The following is a 13,696-nucleotide window of genomic DNA, read 5'->3' as shown; positions in this document are numbered from 1 at the left end:
AGCAAGTCAGAAACTTTATTCTGTACTACAACAACTTCAGGCTTAAGAAAGATTTAGGGGATCTCTCCCCTGCTAGGTTTCTTGAAAAATTCCCTTTGGGGAAAGAATAAGGGTTGACCTAAACAACGATTTTTAGGATTATTTTGAATAGCAAATTCGTCACCTAATATGGGTTCATGTCAGAACGTGCTACCAGATCCCAAAACCTCAAACTATTAGACATTTTCCTATAATTTCATTATGGTTATAGATAAGTTAATAAAGATTCTATTTACAAATTGTAAAAACATTTGGAGATGTTCTATGAAAAAGTATTTTAAATCAATTGTTGCATTTGCCTTTGTTGGGGCGTTTTTTATAGTGCCGGGTTTTGCTCGTGGAAAAGCTGATAATCCGAATTCTGGCGTGCGTATAATTCAAGTTGCGCACACTCCTACAAACGTCCCTTATGGATACCTTGACGAAAACGGTAACTCCGTCGGATTTGAAGTTGATGTTCTCAAAGCTGTTGATGAGCTTCTTCCTCAGTATGAATTTAAGTTTAATGCAGTTGCAGATGATGAACTTTTGATTGGTATTGAGATGGGAAAATATCAGGTGGGAACAAAAGGTGCGTGGCTTACAAAAGAACGTCAGAAAAAATTTGCAATTCCGTCTGAACCGATTGCCGCAAGCATCATCGGGCTCGCTTTTCGCACAACTGACGCTGATAAAATTAAAGATATCGACAGTTTTGCAAAATATTCAGGAAAACTTATTCCAATCTCTCCGCTGAGCGCTCAATATTCTGTGATTGATCAATACAATAAAGAACATTCGGGCAAACCTCAAATAAAACTTGTGCCGTCAGATGTTTTTGATATTGCAGATTCATATCTTTGGGTTTTGGAAGGGCGATACGATGGATATTTAGTTCTTAAACTTTCTTTTGAAAAAAATGTATTGAAAGAAAAAGGCCCTTATCATAAATTCGCAGATAAATTGTCTTATATTCCATACAAGGGAATCCCTACATGGCCGCTTTTCAATAAAAATGAAACCAAACTTGTTGCAGATTATGATGCCGCAGTGAAAATTTTGCAGCAGAACGGGACAATAGACAAGCTTTCGCAAAAATATTTTGGCGAAAATGTTTTTGACTTTGTGACAAAATGATTGTGACAGAATGACAAGACCTTTTGACGTAACTAAAATTTTTACTTCACTAAAATCGATTTTCCCTTATCTTGGGATAACTTTTTGTGTTGTTTTGGGGACGGTTATTTTCGGGACGTTGCTGTCTGTTCTAGTTGTTCGTCAAAAGTTTTGCTCAAAAAAAATATGGCGCAGATTTGCCGATTCGTATATTCACATTCTGCGCTGTACCCCTTCTCTTATCTTGCTTTTCATCGTATTTTACGGCATCCCAAAATTTGTTTTTGTCTTGTTCGGAATAAACATAAACTTTTTCCCAAGAATCATATTTGTCATCATCGCACTCTCCCTTTTATATTCTGCGCAGATGGCAGAGATAATCCGTTCGGCTCTATTGGCTGTCGGAAGAGAGCAATATGAAGCCGGTTTATGCGTCGGTCTTTCTCGCTGGCAATCTATGTTCAGAATCATTGTGCCTCAGGCATTTGTTATTGTCATTCCAAATCTCGGAAACTCTCTGATTGCACTTTTAAAAGAAGGAAGCCTTGCGTATACAATCGGATTAATCGATGTTATGGGGGCTGGAAATCTCATAATTTCACGAAATTACGGCGGATATGCGCTCGAAACTTACATTGCTTTGGCAATCATCTACTGGTCGCTGACTTTGCTGATCGAAAATCTGTTCAAGTTGCTCGAAAAACACTATTCAAAGGGGCATTCTCATGTCTAATGCACCGCTTTTGAATACTGATTTTATGATAAAGACTTTTTTTGCCTCTGTAAAAGCAATCCCCGTGACGCTCGAAATCACTTTGTTGTCGATAATTCTTGCTGTGGTGCCTTCTTATGCAATCGCTATGAGCAGAATCAGAAAACGTCCGCTTCACTCTATCGGCACTGTTTACGTTTCTTTTATGAGAGGAACTCCAATCCTTTTGCAGATTCTAATCGTTTACAGCATTTTGCCGGGTTTGCTCAATTCTCTTGTAAAAAAGTTTGTACATTCTGCAAATATTTTCGATATGAATCCGATTGTCTATGCGATTGTCGTTTTTACTCTGAACACAATTGCCTCTCTAAGCGAAGTGTTCCGCTCTGCAATGGGAACTGTTGACAGAGGTCAATATGAAGCCGCATTGAGTGCAGGACTTTCTCATACGCAGGCGTATGTCAGAATCGTGATTCCGCAAGCTCTTGTTTCCGCACTTCCAAATATCTGCAATCTTGCTGTAAACTTGATTAAAAATACTTCCCTCGCCTTTTTGATGACAGTCAAAGACATCACAGCCGTTGCAAAAATTCAGGCATCTTATGGATTTGATTATATTGAAGCATATTTAGATATTTTTGCAATTTACATAATTGTGTGTAGCGTCGTACAAGTTTTGTTCAAAATTGTAGAAAAAAAATTAAGGCATCGCGGATTTTGAGGAGTAACAAAATGCTAAAAGTAGAGGACGTTCATAAATCGTTTGGCAAACTCAAAGTGCTCAATGGCGTAAGTCTTACAGTCAAAAAAGGAGATGTTGTCGTGATAATCGGGCCTTCCGGTTCAGGAAAAACAACGTTGCTCCGCTGTATAGATTTTCTTGAAACTGCCGACAGCGGAAATCTCGAATTCGACGATATCAAAACGCCATTAAAACACGCTTCAAAAAAAATGATTTCTGCAATCAGAAAAAAAACATCATTTGTGTTTCAAAATTATAATCTTTTTAAAAATAAAACTGCATTGCAAAATGTTATGGAAGGGCTTGTTGTCGCCCGAAAAGTTCCAAAAAAGGAAGCAGAAATCCTGGCAAAAGATGCTTTGAATAAAGTCGGTTTATCAGATAAATACGACGCCTACCCTATCAGCATGTCAGGTGGTCAGCAGCAGCGCGTTGGAATTGCACGTGCGACAGCAGTAAATCCCGATGTAATTTTGTTTGATGAACCGACTTCTGCGCTTGACCCGGAACTCATAGACGACGTTTTGGACATAATGAAAAAACTTGCGGAAGAAGGCACAACAATGTTGATTGTCACACACGAGATGACATTTGCCGAAGAAGTTGCGGACCTCGTAATATTTCTTGACGGCGGCACAATTGTTGAGCAAGGACCCCCTGAACAGATTTTTCACAATCCAAAGGAAGAGAGAACAAAACAATTTTTGCGCAGGACAATGCGTTGAACAATGCGTTGACAGGAGAAAATCTCAATGTCCGAATGGTTTGAAAACGAAGAATTTTGGATTCAATTTGCGCCGATAATGTTTGACGATGCTCGTTGGGCAGAAGCGCCGACAGTTGCTGAATATGTAAAAAATATCAGCCATGCACGGACTGTCTTGGATGCCGGCTGCGGAATTGGGCGTATTGCTGTAGAACTTGCAGGACTTGGACTCGATGTGACCGGCGTTGATATAATTCAAAGCGAGCTGGACGCTGCAGCGGAGAGTGCCGAAGCGGAAGGAGTTCCTTTAAAACTCATAAAGGCCGATTTAATATCGTTTTCAGAATCAGAGAAATACGACTGTGTCATAAATCTCTACACCTCATTTGGCTATTGCGATACCGAAGAAGAAGATATGCGGATTCTGTTAAATATGGCGAATGCCGTGAAAAAAGGCGGAACTTTTATAATGGAATGCACAAGCCGCGAAACCGCAATATTGTATTTTACAAAAGGAGAAGAGTTTGAACGAGCCGGTTATAAAGTTGTCACAGATTTTGATGTAGTCGGAGCTTGGGAAGGCTTGCGCTCTCATTGGGCGCTCTACCCTCCGGACGTCGACTTGCTTAAAGATTCTGATGTAAAACCGTTAGTTGACCATTGCTTTGTTCAGAGACTCTATCCTGCTGCATTTCTCCGCGACAAGCTGAAGGAATTCGGACTTAAACAAGTTGACGTGTACGGAGACTTTGATAAATCTCCATACGATCAGCATGCTAGAACAATGGTCATAATTGGAAAAAAATAAATTTTACGATTCAAACAACGGCGTTGAAAGGTAGCGATCGCCGGTGTCAGGCAATAAAACTACAATGTTTTTTCCTGCATTTTCAGGGCGCTTTGCAATTTGAATTGCAGCCCAAACAGCGGCTCCGCTCGAAATTCCAACGAGTATGCCTTCTCTTCTGCAAACTTCTCTTCCGAATGTAAAAGCATCTTCGTTTTGGACAGCTATAACTTCATCGTAAACTTTAGTGTCGAGGACGTCCGGAATAAAACCCGCCCCAATACCTTGGATTTTGTGAGGACCTGCAATTCCTTTTGAAAGAACTGCAGAATCGGCCGGTTCAACAGCGATAATTTTTACATTTTTATTTTTTGACTTCAGATAGTGACCTGTTCCTGTAATTGTGCCTCCGGTGCCGACCCCAGAAACAAAAAAATCGACTTTTCCGTCTGTATCTTCGTAGATTTCAGGACCTGTAGTCTCTTCGTGTGCCTTTGGATTTGAAGGATTTACAAACTGACCGGGTATAAAACTGTTTGGAATTGTCTTTTCAAGCTCTTCAGCCTTCTCAATTGCGCCTTTCATGCCCTTACTGCCCTCCGTGAGAACTAGTTCAGCACCGTAAGCTTTCATCAACTGGCGGCGTTCCACAGACATAGTTTCGGGCATGACGATGATGATTTTATATCCGCGTGAAGCTGCAACCGATGCAAGCCCGATTCCTGTGTTTCCCGACGTAGGTTCAATAATTGTTGTGCCGGATTTCAGTTTTCCGGAAGCTTCTGCGTCATCGAGCATTTTTTTTGCAATACGATCTTTTACAGACCCTGCCGGATTAAAATATTCAAGCTTAGCGAGAATTTTTGCTTTAAGTCCAAAAACCTTTTCAATGTTCGACAGTTCAAGGAGCGGTGTGTGGCCAACGAGCTGATCAGCAGACGTATAAATTTTTGACATATAAAACCTCCGTCGTTTCTAAATATATCTTATTTGTAATAAACGCAATCTTTCAAAAATATTGTTATATTTTCGCACCTTTTCCTACTTTGTCAATAGCATATATTTTTATTTGTTGTAAAACTAAGGTTTTCAAAAAATCATACTATTTTTCGAGGGTATGGACTTCGCATGATTCCCGTAAACATGGAAAATCCAAAGGCATTGCTGACAGTTGATGGAGTTCCTCTAATCGAACGCCAAATCTCTCAGTTACACGAAGCCGGCATTGAGGAAATCTTCATAATAACAGGCTTTCAAAAAGAAAAATTTGAATATCTTATAGATAAATACAATGTAAAACTTGTATACAATAAAGATTATGCGTCAAAAAATAATCTGCATTCGCTAAATTGCGTCCGCGAAAAAATTGGAAATTCATATATCATTCCGTGCGACCTTTGGTGCAGTAAAAATCCGTATTCAAGCATAGAACTTTATTCGTGGTATATGCTAAATGAATTAATCGATGAAAATAGCATAGTTCGTGTAAATCGGCAGTTGGAAATAAACATCATAAAGAAAAAACAAAATGGGAATTCGATGGTTGGAATCTCATTTATCGCATAAAAAGATGCGGCAATCCTAAAGCAGAACATCAAAACTTTGTGTGAAAATCAAAAAAACGATTGTGAATTTTGGGAAAAAGCTCTTTTCGGGTTCGATAACATCACAGTTTATGCAAATGTCGTTCGCTCATCTTCAGTCGTTGAAATCAATTCATACGAGCAGCTGCGTGAATTGGATAGCGATTCAAAGGCACTGGAAGCTGAATCTATAAATGTAATCTGCGATGTTTTTAAATGCAAAAATGAAGATATTCACGATATCAAAACTTTAAAAAAAGGAATGACAAACCGCTCTTTTGTTTTTTCAGTGAAGAACGAAAAATACATAATGCGCATTCCTGGAGAGGGTACGGACAAACTTATAAATCGTTCCCAAGAAGCAGATGTTTACAATTCAATCAAAGGGCTTGGGATATGCGATGAGCTTTTTTACATCAACCCAAACAACGGATTTAAAATAACACGTTATATAAATAATGCCAGAGTTTGCGATCCCTACAATAAAGACGATTTGAAAAAATGCATGGCAAAACTTCGCAATTTCCATAAATTAAAACTAAAAGTCAATCATAAATTTGATATTTTTGGGCAAATTGATTTTTATGAAAAATTATGGAACGGGAGACCTTCAGTTTTCAAAGATTATGAGCAGACGAAAAAAAATGTTTTTTCTCTTATCCCGTTTATCAATCAGCATAAGGCGGAAGAGGTTTTGACACATATCGATGCAGTTCCCGACAACTTTTTGTTTTCGACGGAGCGCGACGGTATAGAAAACGGCGGCACAGAAAACATTCAGCTTATAGACTGGGAATATGCAGGAATGCAGGATCCTTACGTTGATATCGCTATGTTTTGCATTTATCCACTTTATGATGACAGAAAGTATATCGATTTTTTAATAGATTCATATTTTGAGGGAAAATGTACTCCCGAAAACAGGATCAAAATATATTGCTACATTGCATCTTGCGGACTTTTGTGGAGCAATTGGTGCGAATTTAAAAATCAGCTTGGGGTAGAATTCGGAGAATATTTTTTAATGCAGTACCGCTATGCGAAAGAATATTACAAAATTGCAAAAGAAGAGATGAAAAATATGGGACTTGAACAATGAATACTGTAAAAAGAGCAATCATTATGGCTGCAGGAATCGGTAAAAGAATGCAGCCTGTGACATTTGATATTCCAAAACCGCTTATAAAAGTAAATGGCAAAAGAATGATAGATTCTGTGATAGATGCTTTGCATAAAAACAGCATTTTTGAGATATACGTAGTTGTCGGATACCTAAAAGAACAGTTTTATCAGTGGGCAAAAGAATTGCAGGGAGTGACACTCATCGAAAACCATTTGTATGACAAATGCAACAATATCTCGTCCCTTTACGCTGCAAAAGAATATCTTGACGATGTGATTATCCTTGATGGAGACCAAATCATCTATAATCACAAAATACTTGGAAGAGAGTTTGAATTGTCCGGGTACAACGCAGTTTGGACAGACAACAAGACAGACGAATGGGTTATGTCTGTAAATGAAAAAGGTATAGTGACAGCATGCAGCAGAACCGGCGCAGATAGAGGATGGCAGCTTTTCAGCGTTTCTCGATGGTCAAAAGAAGATGGAAATAAGCTGAGAAAATATCTTGAATTGGAATTTGAACAAAAAAAAAATCATCAGATATATTGGGATGATGTAGCGATGTTTTGTCATTTTGAAGATTTCGAACTTGGCATTTATCCGATGAAAAAGGAAGATATCATCGAGATTGACAGCTTTAGTGAATTGGTAAATATCGACAAAAGTTATTTAGATTATAAAAGTGTTGGAGGAAAAAAATGAAAGATACTGAGAGGACATTAAAACCTCGAAAAAGAGTGATAGACCCGGCTACGACAATAATTCCATTTGCAATTATTCTTACTTTGTGCCTTTTTTTTGTAATTAAGCCTGAGCGCTCTACAATAGTGATCGGCGCAATCCGTGGTTTTCTCGGAAACCAGTGTGGGCTTTACTATTTGGTTGCAGGGCTTGGAATTCTGCTGCTTTCTTTTTATATAGCATTTTCCGATATTGGAAAAATAAAACTCGGCGGCAAAGACGAAAAACCAAAGTACAACTTTTTTGAGTGGGGTGCGATGATTTTTACATGCGGGCTTGCGGCAGATATTCTTTTTTATTCTTGTTGCGAGTGGATTTATTATGCACAGGAACAGCATGTAGGAGAGCTTGGCGATATTCAGACATGGGCACCTACAATGCCGATTTTTCACTGGGGTCCGATTCCATGGAGTTTTTATGCAGTCCTTGCAGCAGCGTTCGGGTTTATGCTTCACGTAAGAGGAGTCACAAAACAAAAATATTCGGAAGCTTGTAGACCTTTGCTCGGCGACAAAACAGACAGATTACCCGGAAAAATCATAGACGTCCTTGCAGTGATTGCTCTGATTGCCGGTACAGCGACTACATTCAGCGTCGCTACTCCTTTGCTCTCTGCTTCCATCACGACATTGATTGGGGTTCCCGACACGAAATATCTTACAATCGCAATTCTTTTGATAATCTGCCTTGTCTACACGATTACAGTTGTTACAGGGATGAAAGGCGTAAGCTATCTTGCGAATATATGTATGTATATTTTTGGAGCGCTTTTGCTATATGTTTTGATTTTCGGCGGAAAAGCAAGATACAGCCTTGAAACAGGATTTTCAGCGATAGGAAATGCAATCCAAAACTTTTTCGGGTTAAGCACATATACAGATCCTCTTCGCAAAAATAGTTTCGCGCAAAACTGGACAATTTTCTATTGGGCGTACTGGCTTGTATGGTGCGTTGCGTCTCCATTTTTTATGGGTTCAATTTCTCGCGGTCGCACAGTCAAACAAGTGATATTCGGAGCATACGCATTTGGCATGAGTGCAACATTGATTTCTTTTATAATTCTCGGCAACTATGGGTTGGGAAAGCAGATGATGGGCGAAGCCGATTTTATCTCAATCTATAACACGACAGGAAATCTTTACAAAACTGTCATCAGCATCATAAAGACAATCCCATGTCACCAGATTGTGCTAGTTCTTCTTGTCTTTTCGATGATAGCATTCTATGCGACTTCTTTTGATTCAATTACGCTAGTTGCTTCACAGTATTCTTACAAACAAATTAAAAATGATGAGCCCGCATCGACAAGAATTAAATTGTTTTGGGCAATCCTTTTGATAATGCTGCCGATTGCCTTGATATTTAATGAAAGCAGCATGGCTAATTTGCAATCAGTTTCTATAATTGCGGCGTTCCCTATCGGGATTGTAATCATCATGATTATCATAAGTTTTATCAAAGATGCAAAAAAATATATAGAATATCGATAAAATAAAAATCCGGCAACTTCCTAAGTCAAACTCGGAATATTGCCGGAATTGTTTTATTTTTCCAAAGAGTTTTCATCCAATAAAAAATCAAAAACTCCCATTACGAAAATGCCTTCTTCCGTGTAATAAGGATTCAGACAATTTTTTTCGATGATTATTTTCTTAAATGAATCTTTAATATTCAAAAACGGTCTTTCCTCTTGAATCATTTTTTGTCTGTCAGGGATGTCAAATGCAGACTGTATGTAATATCTTTTATAGCCTTTGTTGACAACAAAATCGATTTCGTAACTAACTCTTGAATTTGTTCCTTCATTATTTTTTTCACTGATTTGAACCACACCAACATCAACATTATATCCGCGCCTTAAAAGTTCATTGTAGATAATATTTTCCATCGTATGAGTTTCTTCCAGCTGTCTGAAATTAAGCCTTGCATTTCGTAACCCGATATCCGAAAAATAATATTTTAGAGGTGTCTCAATGTATCTTTTTCCTTTTATATCATATCGGAAACTTGCATTGATTAAAAAAGAATCGGATAAATACTCCAGATACTTTTTTATTGTTTCCTGACTGATCTTTGATTTCTTTACACTTAAAAAAGTGTCGGCAAGTTTTTTTGGATTTGTAAGAGAACCGATTGAAGAAGAAAGGATATTTATCAGTTCCTCCAATTCTTCAGCATTGCGGATTTTATTTCGTTCAATGATATCTGCAAGATAAGTTTCCGCAAAAACGGTTTTTAGATATTGAGATTTTTGTTCTGGCGATTCTAAAAGAACTACAGGCGGAAGTCCTCCATAAAGTGAAAATTCTTTCCACCCATTTTCTACAGTTCCTTTGTAAATGCTCATGAATTCATAAAAACAAAGAGGATTTATATGAACTTCATCTCCCCTTCCCCTGAATTCGGTAATAATATCAGTAGAAAGAAATTTTGCATTGCTACAGGTTACATAAGTATCTACATTTTTTATATGGAGAAATCGATTTAAAACATCTTCAAATTCTTCAAGAAGCTGAACTTCATCGAGCAGGATATAATATTGTTTTTCATCTTTGATTTTTTCTTTTACAAAATCGTACGCCGCCTGAGCTTTTCTATACTTTTTAAAAGCAAAATCATCGAACTGGATTTCAATAATATGATCTAGTTCTATTCCGCTCTTGAGTAAATAGTCCTTAAAAATTGTAAACAAAAGATATGATTTCCCACAACGGCGCAACCCTGTAATTACTTTTACCATGCCATTATTTCTGCGGGAAATCAATTTCTTCAGATAATAATCACGCTCGATTTCCATTTCTATTTGATATTATTGCACATTTTTACAAATATATCAAATAGCTTTAATCGCTATCTTTTGTATCTTCAGCACCTCAAACTCGGGATATTGCCGGAATTGTGTTTTGATTATTTTTCTATCTTATAGAATCCGGCGCTCTGCCCTTTTACCGAAATCTCGTTGCCGTTTTGAGTGACTTTGTCTCCGAATGCATAAACCGGTTCCCCTATTCGTGCCTTGCATTTAAAGTCAACTTCTTCTTTAGACGGATTGATTATTACAAGTATTCGTTCATCGCCAATTCCTCGCAGGTAAACAAGAGGATATTTTTGACCACCTGTATACAAAAATTCTATTCTTGAAGTGTTTTGTAATCCCGGATTGTTTTGCCTTATTCCAATCAGTTTTTTTACTTCGTTGTATAAAGAGTCTGCATTTTCCATCTGATTTTTTGCAGTCGGACGGTCTTTGCTTTCATCCATCTTTATATAAAGCTTATCTGCATCGGCTGTGCTGAATCCGGCGTTTATTTCATCATTCCACTGCATTGGAGAGCGCGAGCCTGTCCTATTATAGCCACCTTCAACTGATGTCAGACCTTCTACGTATCTCATGCCGATTTCGTCTCCATAATAAATAAAAGGAGCTCCCGGCAGTGAAAGCAAGAACGCGAATGCAATCTTCAGCTCATCGCCATGCAATGCCCGCGCCAGCCTGTCCATATCGTGGTTCCCTGATGGGACGCATATAAGCCCTTTGCCATTTGTCTTGTTGTAATTTTCAAGATATTTTTTTATAAATTCTTCGGAATCTCCGCGACCTCGTGAACTGAAAAAAGGTTCTTTGCAACGGAAAAGGTCGTTATAGTGAGATGGTCCAAAGTGAAGCAAAAAGTCCATGTGAAAGCCGCCGGCAAGTGATTTTTCCGGTTCTCCCCATTCAGAAATCAAGCGTGCATCAGGGAATTCCTTGTCTAAAAATGAACGCACATTTTGCCAAAGAGCAATCGTGCCTTTTTGTTCCGGATCGTGTTTTACAAGAGACCCTGCCATATCAACTCTAAATCCATCGCAGCCCATATTCAGCCAGAACCGCATTACATTTTTCATTTCATTTAGAGTTGCCTGCGGACCTGCCGCATCAGTTCTCTGCTGCCAAGGTTTGTCAATTTCGTAAAATCCATAGTTGAGCGCCGGCTGATGAGAGAAAAAGTTTACAGCACAAACTCCATCGCGTTCGGAAAATCCTTTGATATTTGCTATCCCTGCAGGTTCTTCCCAAACGGAGTTTGTCCAAACGTATCTATCTGTGTATTCATTGTGAGAAGCTTTCATCGACTCTTGAAACCAAGGGTGCTGTGCAGATGTGTGACCGGGAACTAAATCAAGTAAAACGTGCATTCCTCGCGAATGAGCCTGTTCAAAAAGTCGTTTTAAGTCATCATTTGTACCGTAACGCGGTGCAACTTTATAATAATCGGAGATATCATAGCCTGCATCAGCAAAAGGAGACTCAAAACAGGGATTTAGCCAAATTGCATTGCAGCCAAGATTTTTGATGTAATCAAGTTTTCCGATTATTCCATTAAAATCGCCGATTCCGTCTCCGTTTGAATCGCAAAACGACTGTGGATAAATCTCATAAAATATTGCTTTGTTCAACCAATCCATATAAAACCTCTGTTATATTTTTGCCAACTATCGGTGACAATCTATTTATACACAATTGTACATTATTTTATCACATTCGCAATACACAAAAACATAATTTTGTGATATTTTAATAATAAGATTAAAAACTCTAAAATAAATTCCAGGAGAAAAACATGAAAATCGCATTTTATGATACGCATTCTTATGATAAGGATGCTTTTACAAAGTCAAATCAAGAATTTAATTTCAAAATTACTTTCTTTGATTTCAAACTCAACGAAAACACTGTGGCAACATCAAGAGGATACGATATCGTTTGTATATTCGTCAATGACGTTGCAGACAAAGAAGTTATAGACCATCTTAAAGAAAACGGCGTGAAGATGATTGCCCTCCGATGTGCAGGTTTCAACAACGTTGACCTTGCCGAAGCAAAAGCTGCAGGAATTAAAGTTGCCCGCGTCCCTGCATATTCTCCGCATGCAGTTGCAGAACATGGACTTTCTCTTTTGCTGGCGTTAACTCGTCATATTCCGCAGGCATATCTTCGTACAAAAACCCAAAACTTTAATATTGAAGGATTGACGGGACGAGACCTTTATGGGCTGACAGCAGGTATTCTTGGAACTGGAAAAATCGGGCGCACGATGGGAGATGTCCTTTCCGGCATAGGAATGAAGTTGATAGCATATGATCCGTTCCCAAATGAACAGTGGGCAAAAGAAAAAAACGTTGAATATGTATCTATCGAAGAAATTTTCAAGCGAAGTGATGTTTTGAGCCTTCACTGCCCTCTTACAGAAGAGACAAAACACATTGTAAATCATGACAATATGAAGCTCATGAAGAGCGACGCCGTGATAATCAATACCGGACGAGGCGCTTTGATTGATTCAAAGGCTCTCGTGCATGCTCTCAAACACCACACAATCGGCGGTGCTGCGATGGACGTTTACGAAGAGGAAAGCAAATATTTCTTCAGCGACTGGTCAACAAACGTTCTCACAGACGATGTCCTTGCACGTCTTTTGACATTCCCAAATGTGATTATAACAGGTCACCAAGCATTCCTCACGACGAATGCACTTGGAAACATCGCCGATACAACATTGCAGAATATCAAAGATTTTACAGAAGGAAAGGACCTTGTAAATAAAGTCGAATAAGTTGAATAAATAGCTCGAATCAGTCAAACGGATAATCTTCTCATGTTATCTGTTTGACTAACTGTTCGACAACCCGTTTGTGTTTTTTTAAGTTGTCTTGTTAAATTATCTTATATAAAAAACGCTTTAGATTTTTGTTTTTACGTAAGCTGCCCAAACTTGGTCAGATTTTGCAATATGTTCCAAAATCCATCTTGAAATGTAATTATAGAATTCAAGAAAGTCTTTTTTTGTCCCTGAAGAGAGTTTTGTTATCTGATTGCGAATTTCTTTTACAAAGCCGTCGTGTTGTGCCTTGTGATTTTCAGAACCTGCATATCCGTAACGTTTCATAAAATTTTCTTCTGCAGTAAAGTGATATTCAGTGTAATCTGAAAGTTTTTTGATTACTTTTGGCATCAAAATTTTATAATTTTGGTCATCTCTTGTTGCAATATCGTAAAGTTCATTTGCAATAAGTATAAGCTTTTTATGCTGAAGATCAATTTCTTGAATCCCTAACAGATAGGAATCGTCCCAATCAATTTTTTTTATCAAAGTATCATTCATAAAATCCTCGGTTTGAAAAC

14 protein-coding genes are annotated in these 13,696 nt (G+C 38.2%); 10 read left to right on the top strand and 4 right to left on the bottom strand.

Going from position 1 to position 13,696, the window contains the following annotated elements; translation table 11 throughout:
- Nucleotides 1-303 precede the first annotated feature (303 nt).
- The 5 genes from H9I37_RS11330 to H9I37_RS11310 are packed head-to-tail and all read left to right on the top strand — an operon-like array spanning nt 304 to nt 4,102.
- A complete protein-coding gene (locus tag H9I37_RS11330) occupies nt 304-1,155 on the top strand; it encodes a transporter substrate-binding domain-containing protein (RefSeq protein WP_187382831.1) in 852 nt (283 codons plus the stop codon).
- A 10-nt stretch (nt 1,156-1,165) separates the two neighbouring features.
- On the top strand, nt 1,166-1,867 hold the full coding sequence (locus tag H9I37_RS11325) for an amino acid ABC transporter permease (RefSeq protein ID WP_187382830.1): 702 nt from the start codon (nt 1,166-1,168) through the stop codon (nt 1,865-1,867).
- Nucleotides 1,860-2,567, top strand: coding sequence for an amino acid ABC transporter permease (locus H9I37_RS11320; RefSeq protein WP_222864245.1), 708 nt, complete (start codon nt 1,860-1,862; stop codon nt 2,565-2,567). Before H9I37_RS11325 ends, H9I37_RS11320 begins: the two co-directional genes overlap by 8 nt.
- Nucleotides 2,568-2,578: 11 nt before the next feature.
- Nucleotides 2,579-3,313 (top strand): amino acid ABC transporter ATP-binding protein, encoded by a 735-nt coding sequence (locus tag H9I37_RS11315; RefSeq protein ID WP_187382829.1) that lies wholly within the window; start codon nt 2,579-2,581, stop codon nt 3,311-3,313.
- A 27-nt stretch (nt 3,314-3,340) separates the two neighbouring features.
- The gene (locus tag H9I37_RS11310; RefSeq protein WP_187382828.1) at nt 3,341-4,102 is read left to right on the top strand and encodes a class I SAM-dependent methyltransferase; all 762 of its coding nucleotides are present in this window, start codon (nt 3,341-3,343) and stop codon (nt 4,100-4,102) included.
- Nucleotides 4,103-4,105: 3 nt separating this feature from the next.
- Here the strand turns inward: H9I37_RS11310 and cysK are convergent, their stop codons facing one another.
- Nucleotides 4,106-5,038: a cysteine synthase A gene (cysK, locus tag H9I37_RS11305; protein ID WP_187382827.1), complete on the bottom strand. Its 933-nt coding sequence runs from the start codon at nt 5,036-5,038 to the stop codon at nt 4,106-4,108.
- Between the two features lie 102 nt (nt 5,039-5,140).
- On the opposite strand from cysK, the gene H9I37_RS11400 reads away from it, so the two are divergent.
- Genes H9I37_RS11400 through H9I37_RS11290 form a run of 4 tightly spaced genes read left to right on the top strand, consistent with a single transcriptional unit; the run spans nt 5,141 to nt 9,020 of the window.
- Nucleotides 5,141-5,647: an NTP transferase domain-containing protein gene (locus H9I37_RS11400; protein ID WP_370586922.1), complete on the top strand. Its 507-nt coding sequence runs from the start codon at nt 5,141-5,143 to the stop codon at nt 5,645-5,647.
- Nucleotides 5,648-5,683: 36 nt separating this feature from the next.
- Nucleotides 5,684-6,763: a choline/ethanolamine kinase family protein gene (locus tag H9I37_RS11300; RefSeq protein ID WP_222864243.1), complete on the top strand. Its 1,080-nt coding sequence runs from the start codon at nt 5,684-5,686 to the stop codon at nt 6,761-6,763.
- Nucleotides 6,760-7,491 (top strand): NTP transferase domain-containing protein, encoded by a 732-nt coding sequence (locus tag H9I37_RS11295; protein WP_187382826.1) that lies wholly within the window; start codon nt 6,760-6,762, stop codon nt 7,489-7,491. The genes H9I37_RS11300 and H9I37_RS11295 overlap by 4 nt, the downstream gene beginning before the upstream one ends.
- A complete protein-coding gene (locus H9I37_RS11290; protein WP_187382825.1) occupies nt 7,488-9,020 on the top strand; it encodes a BCCT family transporter in 1,533 nt (510 codons plus the stop codon). Before H9I37_RS11295 ends, H9I37_RS11290 begins: the two co-directional genes overlap by 4 nt.
- Before the next feature lie 53 nt (nt 9,021-9,073).
- Here the strand turns inward: H9I37_RS11290 and H9I37_RS11285 are convergent, their stop codons facing one another.
- Both H9I37_RS11285 and H9I37_RS11280 read right to left on the bottom strand, forming a co-directional pair.
- Entirely contained in the window at nt 9,074-10,327 is a 1,254-nt protein-coding gene (locus tag H9I37_RS11285) for an ATP-binding protein (RefSeq protein WP_187382824.1), read from the bottom strand.
- Nucleotides 10,328-10,437: 110 nt separating this feature from the next.
- A complete protein-coding gene (locus H9I37_RS11280; protein WP_187382823.1) occupies nt 10,438-11,979 on the bottom strand; it encodes an alpha-amylase family glycosyl hydrolase in 1,542 nt (513 codons plus the stop codon).
- A gap of 155 nt (nt 11,980-12,134) precedes the next feature.
- On the opposite strand from H9I37_RS11280, the gene H9I37_RS11275 reads away from it, so the two are divergent.
- Entirely contained in the window at nt 12,135-13,127 is a 993-nt protein-coding gene (locus H9I37_RS11275) for a 2-hydroxyacid dehydrogenase (protein ID WP_187382822.1), read from the top strand.
- Between the two features lie 126 nt (nt 13,128-13,253).
- On the opposite strand, the gene H9I37_RS11270 is transcribed toward H9I37_RS11275, so the two are convergent.
- The gene (locus H9I37_RS11270) at nt 13,254-13,676 is read right to left on the bottom strand and encodes a bacteriohemerythrin (protein ID WP_255422582.1); all 423 of its coding nucleotides are present in this window, start codon (nt 13,674-13,676) and stop codon (nt 13,254-13,256) included.
- Between the last annotated feature and the right edge of the window lie 20 nt (nt 13,677-13,696).

The sequence above is a fragment of the Treponema sp. Marseille-Q3903 genome (assembly GCF_014334335.1).
Lineage (GTDB): Bacteria > Spirochaetota > Spirochaetia > Treponematales > Treponemataceae > Treponema_D.
Note: the sequence above shows the minus strand (reverse complement) of the source record. Positions and strands in the feature narration are given on the sequence as shown.

Bases quoted from the DNA above. Each gene is read 5' to 3' on its own strand.
- H9I37_RS11330 (WP_187382831.1), top strand. From the start codon at position 304: ATGAAAAAGTATTTTAAATCAATTGTTGCATTTGCCTTTGTTGGGGCG.
- H9I37_RS11325 (WP_187382830.1), top strand. From the start codon at position 1,166: ATGACAAGACCTTTTGACGTAACTAAAATTTTTACTTCACTAAAATCG.
- H9I37_RS11320 (WP_222864245.1), top strand. From the start codon at position 1,860: ATGTCTAATGCACCGCTTTTGAATACTGATTTTATGATAAAGACTTTT.
- H9I37_RS11315 (WP_187382829.1), top strand. From the start codon at position 2,579: ATGCTAAAAGTAGAGGACGTTCATAAATCGTTTGGCAAACTCAAAGTG.
- H9I37_RS11310 (WP_187382828.1), top strand. From the start codon at position 3,341: ATGTCCGAATGGTTTGAAAACGAAGAATTTTGGATTCAATTTGCGCCG.
- cysK (WP_187382827.1), bottom strand. From the start codon at position 5,038: ATGTCAAAAATTTATACGTCTGCTGATCAGCTCGTTGGCCACACACCG.
- H9I37_RS11295 (WP_187382826.1), top strand. From the start codon at position 6,760: ATGAATACTGTAAAAAGAGCAATCATTATGGCTGCAGGAATCGGTAAA.
- H9I37_RS11290 (WP_187382825.1), top strand. From the start codon at position 7,488: ATGAAAGATACTGAGAGGACATTAAAACCTCGAAAAAGAGTGATAGAC.
- H9I37_RS11285 (WP_187382824.1), bottom strand. From the start codon at position 10,327: ATGGAAATCGAGCGTGATTATTATCTGAAGAAATTGATTTCCCGCAGA.
- H9I37_RS11280 (WP_187382823.1), bottom strand. From the start codon at position 11,979: ATGGATTGGTTGAACAAAGCAATATTTTATGAGATTTATCCACAGTCG.
- H9I37_RS11275 (WP_187382822.1), top strand. From the start codon at position 12,135: ATGAAAATCGCATTTTATGATACGCATTCTTATGATAAGGATGCTTTT.
- H9I37_RS11270 (WP_255422582.1), bottom strand. From the start codon at position 13,676: ATGAATGATACTTTGATAAAAAAAATTGATTGGGACGATTCCTATCTG.